Here is an 8,280-nt window from a genome sequence, read left to right on the forward strand (position 1 = left end):
AAACGACTCAATTAGCTCAATAGACGCTCACTGAATCGGTGACATGAAAGCAAAAAGGCGGGAACCCCGCCTTTTTCTATTGCAAAGCATGTTAGCTTGTTCGTTTCCCAGTAGAACGTTTACCCAACCAGTAACCCAGGCCGAGCGGGGCAAAAAAGATCACCACGATAAACAGCACAAAGTACAAGATGGTGCTCTTTATTAATTGCATGACTTTATCCATCGCTAACGCCAGCACATTCTGCGAAATCTGATCGATATCAGCGGCAAACTGCGCTCGTTCGGTATGGATAATCGCCGCAATTTCAGCTCGCTCTCTGGCCACCATCGCCTCCAACGCAACTCGCTCATCACTGAGTTTACTCAGGTGTTGCTGGGTTTTCTGGTCAATATCTTCCACCAAGGGTTGCAGCTCAACGGCCATATACTCCGCGAGGTTGCGCATGTATTCAGGATTATTGTTCACAAAATCTTGAAACGAAGCGGATGAAGCTTGAATGCTTTGCAGTGTTTCCGTCAGTTGCTCGCCGCTCAGCGCACTATTCATCGCAATCAATTGTGCTTTCCAAGTCATGATTTTCGGTGACTGTTCCGATACCAAACTGAGCCGATCCGAAACGTCACTCATCGCTTCAGGCATGGTTCCTACTGTGGAAACCGCTTGCGCTTCATCGATCTTATTCGCTTGTAGCCAAGCCCGATAAGCCGGAGTGCGCGTGAAAGTGAGATCGGTAAAAGGGTTTGCGCTGGCAAAAGATTTCACAAAAGCTTGGGCGGTTTGATAGCTCTCTTTTTTCAGTAATGACTGGGCAAGTTGCTCAACATCGCGAGTTAATCCGGCTGCCGTTTGCTTAGCCTGCTCACTGCTAAAAAGTGATTGTCCTTTCCCCGTTTGGAAAAAGTTATCCATCTGCTGGGTAAAAACCCAACTATCAATCAGAGCAGCCATAGGTGAAAGCTGATAAGCCGAACGCTGTAAACCTTCTTCCGCATTGATTTTCCAAAGCAACACATAGGATTGATGCAGCTTATCTTGCGCTTCATATTGTGCAGCGATGTGATCGGCACTTTGCTCAACCGCAGAGAAAAACTGGTGGGCGTATTCGCGAGTCATCAGCCGCATATTCAGCTCTTGCTGAGTTAATGGCGTAGTTTGGCTATCCAGTTTCACTTCCAATAAAGAACACCCACCGAGTAGCAAGGGGAGCGATACCATGATGCTGGTAACTCTATGGTGTAATTTCATACACAATCTCCTGTACAACAATTGGCGGTAAGGCTAGCACCATTAAGTCAGAAAAATGTAAGAATCCCTACACATAAAGTGGATTTGGCTGACATAGAGAGAATTATCAGCAGAAAGGAATAATCAAAGCCCATGATTTAGTAATCAACCATGGGCTTAAATAATGTGGAATAGAAAAATCTTAAGCCAGTTTCAGATCAAACTGAATACGGTATTGCACCATGTCTTCGATGGTCAATACGGGCATATTGTGCAGTCTGCCAAATTCAACGATTTCTGGTGTTTTGGCCATTGAACCGTCTGGGTTGGTCAGTTCGCACAACACACCGGCTGGCTGCAAGCCCGCCATCTGCATCAAATCAACCGTACCTTCGGTATGACCACGACGCGCCAATACCCCACCCGCACGAGCGCGTAGCGGGAATACATGGCCGGGACGCGCCAAATCTTCTGGCTTTGCTTCTGGGTTGGCTGCGGTTTTGATGGTGGTCACGCGATCTTGCGCCGAAACACCCGTGGTTACACCGTGTTTAGCCTCAATGGATACAGTAAACGCCGTCTGGTTAGCGCTGTTGTTGTTCACCACCATAGGCGGTAGGGCTAAGCGATCGGCTTGTGTTTCCGTCAGGCACAAACAGACAATGCCGCTGCATTCACGGATCATTAATGCCATTTGCGCCGTGGTGAGGGATTCTACCGCGTAGATAATATCGCCTTCATTTTCGCGATCTTCATCATCGAGCAGCAGCACACCACGCCCTTCACGTAAGGCTTGCAGTGCGTTTTCTACACGAGTAATTGGGTCGCCGAATTCGGCAAGTAATGAGGACTGATTCATGGTAATACTCCAAAAAATGACCAGAATCAGGGCTTATGAGGGATCAAAATCCAAAACGAAAAGCACTGAAAACCGAAAGATGTAACAAAGCCGCACCTTTGAGATTCAGTGTGTTTGTCATTCTCTCTCATCCGGACTGTAACCGTCGGCTCTGGCTTCTCACCAGATCTGCTGACCTCGACGAATCGAGCGCTCGTGGGCTCGCCTTGCGGCATACCACCGGTGGGGAATTTCGCCCCGCCCTGAGAATATTGTTGTGTTTCAGACGATTCCGAAACGCCGCCTAGTGTAGTCAGTTCAACGGGCTGTGAAAAGAGTTACTGATAAACTTGTTTTGGAGGTCACAGCTTTTAAACAAGCAAAGCCGATGACAAAAAGACAACAGATAGAAAAACAGCGCAGACTCGCTGCGCTGTTTTGATACCTTAGCGTAAATACCTTAACGATCAGGCGTGTTTCATGGGTGTATTGAGCTGTGAGCGAGAGATCGCCCCGTACAACACCCAACCGAAGAAGGTGGCAATCGAACCCAGCATTACCGCGGTTTCACCTGAACTGTACAGCGCGTAGAAGCTGTACATGGCACCAATAAAGGCCATCACATTGGCGACTTTGGCTTGGCTCACCGGCACATTGAGTTGCTTTTGCATCACACCCAGCGCGGCCATAGAGAGGATGTACGGAATGATGTTGGTCACTACCGCCAAGTTTACCAGAGCCTCAAACTGTTTATTGAGTGATGGACTGATGGTCATCAAACTCAACACGGTTTGAATACACACGATGGTCAGCATACCCAACACAGGTGCATCGGCTTTGGTCACTTTAGAGAACAATTTAGGGAAGAAACCTTCATCGGCAGACGCTTTAAACACTTGCGCGATGGTAAATTGCCAACCCAGCAGAGAACCAGTACAAGACACGATCGCACAAGCCATGACAATCGCGCCCATGGTTGGGTTAAACATCTGTGCGAAAGCCAGACCAAATGGTGCGTTAGAGTTGGCCAGATCAGCGTTTGGAACAATCCCGGCAATCACGTTGGTCGAGATGATGTAAATCACTGCTGCACCCAAGGTACCGCCCATGACCGCGATGGGTACGTTTTTCTCTGGGTTTTCCACCGCTTCTGCGTTAGCACAAGCCGATTCCAAACCCAAGAATGCCCACAACGTCATCGCAATTGAGCCACCTAGCGCTTGGAAGAATGGCAAGCCATGTGGGTTCCATGCTTCACGGTACAGATCAAAATCAAACCAGTACCAACCGATGATCGACACCCCAATCACGGGAATGATGATGCCCCAAACGGTCACACTCGATACTTGGCCTGTAATGCGTGCACCGCCAAAGTTGGCCACAGTTGCCACCCACAATACCAAAATTGTGGCAATACAAGTTTCAATCGGGGTGAGGTGGAAGTTAAACAGTACATCGGCATAACCCACGGCTGAAATGGCAATCGCAACGTTCGCGATCAACAAAGAAACCGCGTAAGTATAGTTCGCCATAAAGTTACCGCTGCGGCCAAACGCGTATTCTGCGTAACCGCCCATACCGCCGGATTTTTTACTGAACATACCGCACTTCGCAAAGGCAAACGCCAAGGCGGTTGAACCGGCCGCGGTGACTAACCAAGATAAAATAGAAATGGTGCCGACTTGGGCAAGCTGAGTCGGTAGCATAATGATGCCCGACCCCATCATGTTTACGATGGTCAGAATGGTGAGTTGCACTACACCAATTTTGTTATTGGATTTACTCATGATATTCCCCTTCTATGGGTCTTTTCGTGTTGTCATCGGGGCAGAAGCGCCTGCCCCGATGCCCCGATTAACGTTTCAGTACATAGCCCATTGCCTGTACTCGTCCCTCACCTGTCGGCTCCAGATAGACCCCTTGTAATTCAGGAGCAAAGCCCGGCAGCAAGTTGATCCCTTCTTCCAGAGCGAGGAAATAACGCTGTACTGAACCGCCCCAAATTTCTCCCGGAACCACACACAACACGCCTGGAGGGTAAGGCAGTGCGCCTTCAGCAGCGATACGGCCTTCCACTTCACGCAGTGGGACTAGCTCAACCTGACCACGAACAAAGGCCAAGTTTGCTTCTTGTGGGTTCATCACCGCGCGTGGGAAGTAACGCGCGCGGAACATCTCTTTTTGCAGCTGTTTCACATCACGGCTGACATACAGATCGTGCATTTCCTGACACAACTGACGGATGGTGTAGCCTTTGTAGCGTTCGCGGTTAGCGCGGTACACATTAGGTAACACTTCGCTCAGTGGTGCATCTTCTTCAATCAAGCGTTCAAAACGCGCAATTTGTGCCACTAAATGCTGCATCTTCGCCATATCTTCTGCTGGGGTGAGCAGGAAGAGGATAGAGTTCAAATCGCACTTCTCTGGGATGATATTGTTCTCACGCAGGAAGTTGGCCAGGATGGTGGCTGGAATACCAAAGTTCTCGTATTCGCCGGTTTCTGGGTCAATCCCCGGTGTGGTCAGCAGGAACTTACAAGGGTCAACGAAATACTGACCATGTTCGTAACCTTCAAACGCATGCCATTTCTGACCCGGTTCAAATTCAAAGAAACGCAAATCATCGGCAATTTGCTCGGTTGGGTGAGACTGCCAAGGTTTACCTTCGATCATTGGTGGAATGAACGGCTTGATGTATTTGCATTTTTTCATCAACAACTTACGGGCTTCGATACCGGTTTTCACCGCTTCACGCCATAGGTAGCGGCCACTATCCCCTTCATGCATCTTGGCGTTCACATCGAGCGCCGCAAACAGCGGGTAGAATGGGCTGGTTGAAGCATGCAGCATAAAGGCGTTGTTAAAGCGTTTATGGTTGCAGTAACGCTCTTGACCTTTGATGTGGTGATCTTTCTTGTGGATTTGCGAGGTTTGCGAGAAACCCGCCTGCTGTTTATGCACTGACTGAGTCACGATGATGCCCGGATCTTCAGGTTTCAGTTCAAGCAAGAGTGGCGAGCAGTCTTTCATCATTGGAATGAACTGTTCATAGCCACCCACGCTGAGTCAAACAGGATGTAGTCACACAAATGACCGATGCGATCCACCACCTGACGCGCGTTGTAAATCGTACCGTCGTAAGTGCCGAGCTGAATGATGGCAAGACGGAATGGGCGTTTCGCTTCCGCGCGGCTTGGGTCCACATTACGTACCGCATCACGCAGGTAAGATTCGTTAAAACAGTGCGCATCAATCCCGCCGATAAAACCGAATGGGTTACGCGCCGTTTCTAAGTAAACGGGTGTCGCGCCTGCTTGAATTAACGCACCGTGGTGGTTGGATTTATGGTTGTTGCGGTCAAACAGCACCAGATCTCCCGGTGTCAGCAGTGCGTTACACACCACTTTGTTGGAGGCTGAAGTCCCGTTGAGTACGAAGTAAGTTTTATCCGCGTTGTACACTTTCGCCGCGTAAGCCTGTGCATCATGCGGTGCACCTTCATGGATCAGCAAGTCGCCCAAACGTACGTCTGCGTTACACATATCAGAGCGGAACAAGGTTTCACCAAAGAAATCAAAGAACTGGCGACCAACCGGGTGCTTACGGAAGAACTGACCACCTTGATGGCCTGGGCAAGCAAAAGTGGAGTTACCCATGTCCACGTATTTTTTCAATGTGCCAAAGAAAGGTGGCAACAAGCTTTCTTGATAACGACGTACGGCAGTTTCAACTTGCTTACCGTAGAACTCCACTTTGGCATCACACAGCTCAAATACCCCGGTGATATCTGCGCAAAAATCATCTGGGAACTGGTCTTCGCAACATACTGCAACAAAGATTGGCAGTTTCAGGCCAGTACCATTAATTCTATCTATAACGCCATTTTGTACGTCTTCGACGGAAACCACCGCCGCGCCAATGTCACAGAAGTCCGTTTTCAGTACGTCCACCACTTCACGTTGGGTCGTGAAACAAGAGCGAACCGATAAACTCGTAGCAATTTTTAATGAATTCATATTTAGCCTTTTTTATTTTTGAATAAACGAATTCCGACTGAAATTATTTTCAGCGCGCAAGAACTCGCTCAGCAAAATAAATATTGCAGTCACAAAGGCTGAGATAAAAATAATGGAGAGCCCCAGCCTAAGAACGGGTGAATATTCTTTTGCCTAATAATGATATTTTTCTTGGGCATACCTAGAGATTCGCTCAGTCACGGTAATAGCTGGCAAAATCAACATGATTTAACATCACGCAAAAGCGCGCAAAGGAAGATCAGTGGATATGCCTTAATGCCTCGACATGAGGAAAGCAGGTATTGGCCGATCCTTTAGCTGACAAGCAGACCAAAGTACTCGGTAAAGATGAGATTACGAGTGGGTAAAGAATGAATAGTCAAAGTAGTCGCGGTGGGACGGCATCATGATGTGTCGAGTCCTGCGAATATGTGCCATGATTTTTGATTTCTTTTTCATATACAACTCCGTTACAAATAATCAAGAAACCAGTCTACGTCGTTTTGCTTAGAAAGCAGGGGCATTCTATACCCGTAAAAAAAATTAAAATTTGACACTCATCATACTTTAATAAGCATAGATATATATTTTAGATTTATTTACCAACAATAATAGGTATTGCCATATATATCTCAATATAGATGCCAATTTATACGTTGATTGAATTACAGAATACGCATTAAAACAGCACAACACACTATTTATCAACCCATAAACAATGAGAAAAAATGCAACTTTAATAACAAATGCCACATATTTAATTACATTCACTAACACTGCGATTTGTCGATTTAACGCAACATCCTGCTACTCCCCCTCAAAAGAACTGTACAACATTCGTATCACCCCAAAATGCGTGTAACCAAAGGAAACCGACATTTGACTCTTGCCCACTTGGCAGAAATTGGATCACAATGACGCCACTGATTGGGCTTCAAGTACTTAAATTTCAAAATTCATATCCCAAAACTACTTGGAGTTGCAGATAAACGGCACAATAAGAAAGAGATAACCTCTTCGCTTGACCCCTCTTTGGTATCAACACTCAATCGCTAGGACACAAAATAGCTTATGGATAAGCGTCGGCTTTTTGAATTATCAAACCAACTAAGATGCGCGGATAACTCCACTTCGATACACGATTGGTTCGATGAGCTTAAAAAAGATATCTCATTTGAATTCAGTATCTTAGGTGTTTTTGGAGAGCACTACTCTCTAGAACCTATCTGCCATGGATTCTCTCCAACCCAATTTTCAACTTGCTTTGGTAATAAAAGACCGGAGAACGATCCCTTTGTGGCTGCCTTTCAGCAATCTGGGCAAGGGATAATGGCATTGATGGATCCTTATAATCATCCTGATTACGGTAAAAGGTTGCTTCTGGCTGGCCAACATGGTGAAAAGAAAGCGATTTTTCTGACCTCTTTTGGCAATAGACACCCATCCAGTGATGAGATCGATACGCTCTATTTACTCACTCCTCATTTATATATGGCGTCAGACTCTATCGCACACCAATCACAACAGTTGCATTTACCGCCCCCTCTCAATCCATTAACCGATCGAGAATGTGAGCTACTCCCGTGGCTAAAATTGGGGAAAAGTAACTGGGAAATCAGTCGGTTGTTGAACATCAGTGAACGCACGGTGAAGTACCACCTGCAAAACATTTATCGGAAACTGGAAACACATAATCGTACCCATGCGATTGCGAAAGCGATTGAACTCGGTTGGTACAAAGAATAAATAACAAAACGGATATACCTTCCCACTTGGCGTTGCAGCCCCAAGTGGGAAGGGTATAGGCTTAGGAATTCCTAAGCCTATCATCAAGATACATTTCTAAAACTACGCAGTCTGCGTTTGCTGTCTCAGCACTTTCTTCGATTGTCCTGTGACTTTGAGTAACGCAGGAACCAACAAGAGATCCAATATAAGCGCAATCATTATTGTAATGGCCGTCATCAAGCCATATCGGCGTTCATCTTAAAGCTGCTGCTTGCCAGCACTAAGAAACCAGCACTGAGCACCAAAGTGGTACCGATAATAGCAACGCCTGTTTCTCTGACAGCAGTCACAATCGCCTCATTTTCTGATTGCCCTTCTTTACGTGCAGTATGGAAACGATAGAGCAAATGGATAGTGTCATCGACCACAATACCTAACGTCATACTCGCAATGACGGACAGACTAAGCACCTC

General features: G+C 46.8%; 7 protein-coding genes, 1 pseudogene and 1 riboswitch. Of the genes and pseudogenes, 2 read left to right on the top strand and 6 right to left on the bottom strand.

Features of this window, described 5'->3' with window-relative positions:
- Nucleotides 1–91 precede the first annotated feature (91 nt).
- A complete protein-coding gene (locus tag D908_RS18105) occupies nt 92–1,246 on the bottom strand; it encodes a hypothetical protein (protein ID WP_005522086.1) in 1,155 nt (384 codons plus the stop codon).
- 181 nt (nt 1,247–1,427) lie between these two features.
- Complete coding sequence (ribB, locus tag D908_RS18100; protein WP_001076650.1) at nt 1,428–2,084, bottom strand: 3,4-dihydroxy-2-butanone-4-phosphate synthase; 657 nt, start codon at nt 2,082–2,084, stop codon at nt 1,428–1,430.
- A 115-nt stretch (nt 2,085–2,199) separates the two neighbouring features.
- Nucleotides 2,200–2,338, bottom strand: a riboswitch (FMN riboswitch).
- 53 nt (nt 2,339–2,391) lie between these two features.
- On the opposite strand from ribB, the gene D908_RS21765 reads away from it, so the two are divergent.
- The gene (locus D908_RS21765; RefSeq protein WP_115236292.1) at nt 2,392–2,505 is read left to right on the top strand and encodes a histidine kinase; all 114 of its coding nucleotides are present in this window, start codon (nt 2,392–2,394) and stop codon (nt 2,503–2,505) included.
- A gap of 25 nt (nt 2,506–2,530) precedes the next feature.
- On the opposite strand, the gene potE is transcribed toward D908_RS21765, so the two are convergent.
- From potE to speFL, 3 genes and pseudogenes are all read right to left on the bottom strand, one after another.
- A complete protein-coding gene (gene potE, locus D908_RS18095; RefSeq protein WP_000045956.1) occupies nt 2,531–3,850 on the bottom strand; it encodes a putrescine-ornithine antiporter in 1,320 nt (439 codons plus the stop codon).
- Nucleotides 3,851–3,917: 67 nt separating this feature from the next.
- Nucleotides 3,918–6,079 (bottom strand): annotated as a pseudogene (gene speF / locus D908_RS0118745) (ornithine decarboxylase SpeF).
- 354 nt (nt 6,080–6,433) lie between these two features.
- On the bottom strand, nt 6,434–6,538 hold the full coding sequence (speFL, locus tag D908_RS22915) for a leader peptide SpeFL (RefSeq protein ID WP_005522087.1): 105 nt from the start codon (nt 6,536–6,538) through the stop codon (nt 6,434–6,436).
- An 879-nt stretch (nt 6,539–7,417) separates the two neighbouring features.
- On the opposite strand from speFL, the gene D908_RS22465 reads away from it, so the two are divergent.
- A complete protein-coding gene (locus D908_RS22465; protein WP_224217242.1) occupies nt 7,418–7,825 on the top strand; it encodes a response regulator transcription factor in 408 nt (135 codons plus the stop codon).
- Between the two features lie 218 nt (nt 7,826–8,043).
- Here D908_RS22465 and D908_RS20250 read toward each other — a convergent pair.
- The coding region (locus D908_RS20250; RefSeq protein WP_005522091.1) for an MMPL family transporter at nt 8,044–8,280 on the bottom strand (237 nt) is incomplete at its 5' end.

Source organism: Vibrio mimicus CAIM 602, assembly GCF_000338875.1.
Taxonomy (GTDB): Bacteria; Pseudomonadota; Gammaproteobacteria; order Enterobacterales; family Vibrionaceae; genus Vibrio; species Vibrio mimicus.

Excerpts from the sequence above, each read along its gene's own strand:
- ribB (WP_001076650.1), bottom strand. The coding sequence starts at position 2,084 with ATGAATCAGTCCTCATTACTTGCCGAATTCGGCGACCCAATTACTCGT.
- D908_RS18105 (WP_005522086.1), bottom strand. The coding sequence starts at position 1,246 with ATGAAATTACACCATAGAGTTACCAGCATCATGGTATCGCTCCCCTTG.
- speFL (WP_005522087.1), bottom strand. The coding sequence starts at position 6,538 with ATGAAAAAGAAATCAAAAATCATGGCACATATTCGCAGGACTCGACAC.
- D908_RS22465 (WP_224217242.1), top strand. The coding sequence starts at position 7,418 with ATGGATCCTTATAATCATCCTGATTACGGTAAAAGGTTGCTTCTGGCT.
- potE (WP_000045956.1), bottom strand. The coding sequence starts at position 3,850 with ATGAGTAAATCCAATAACAAAATTGGTGTAGTGCAACTCACCATTCTG.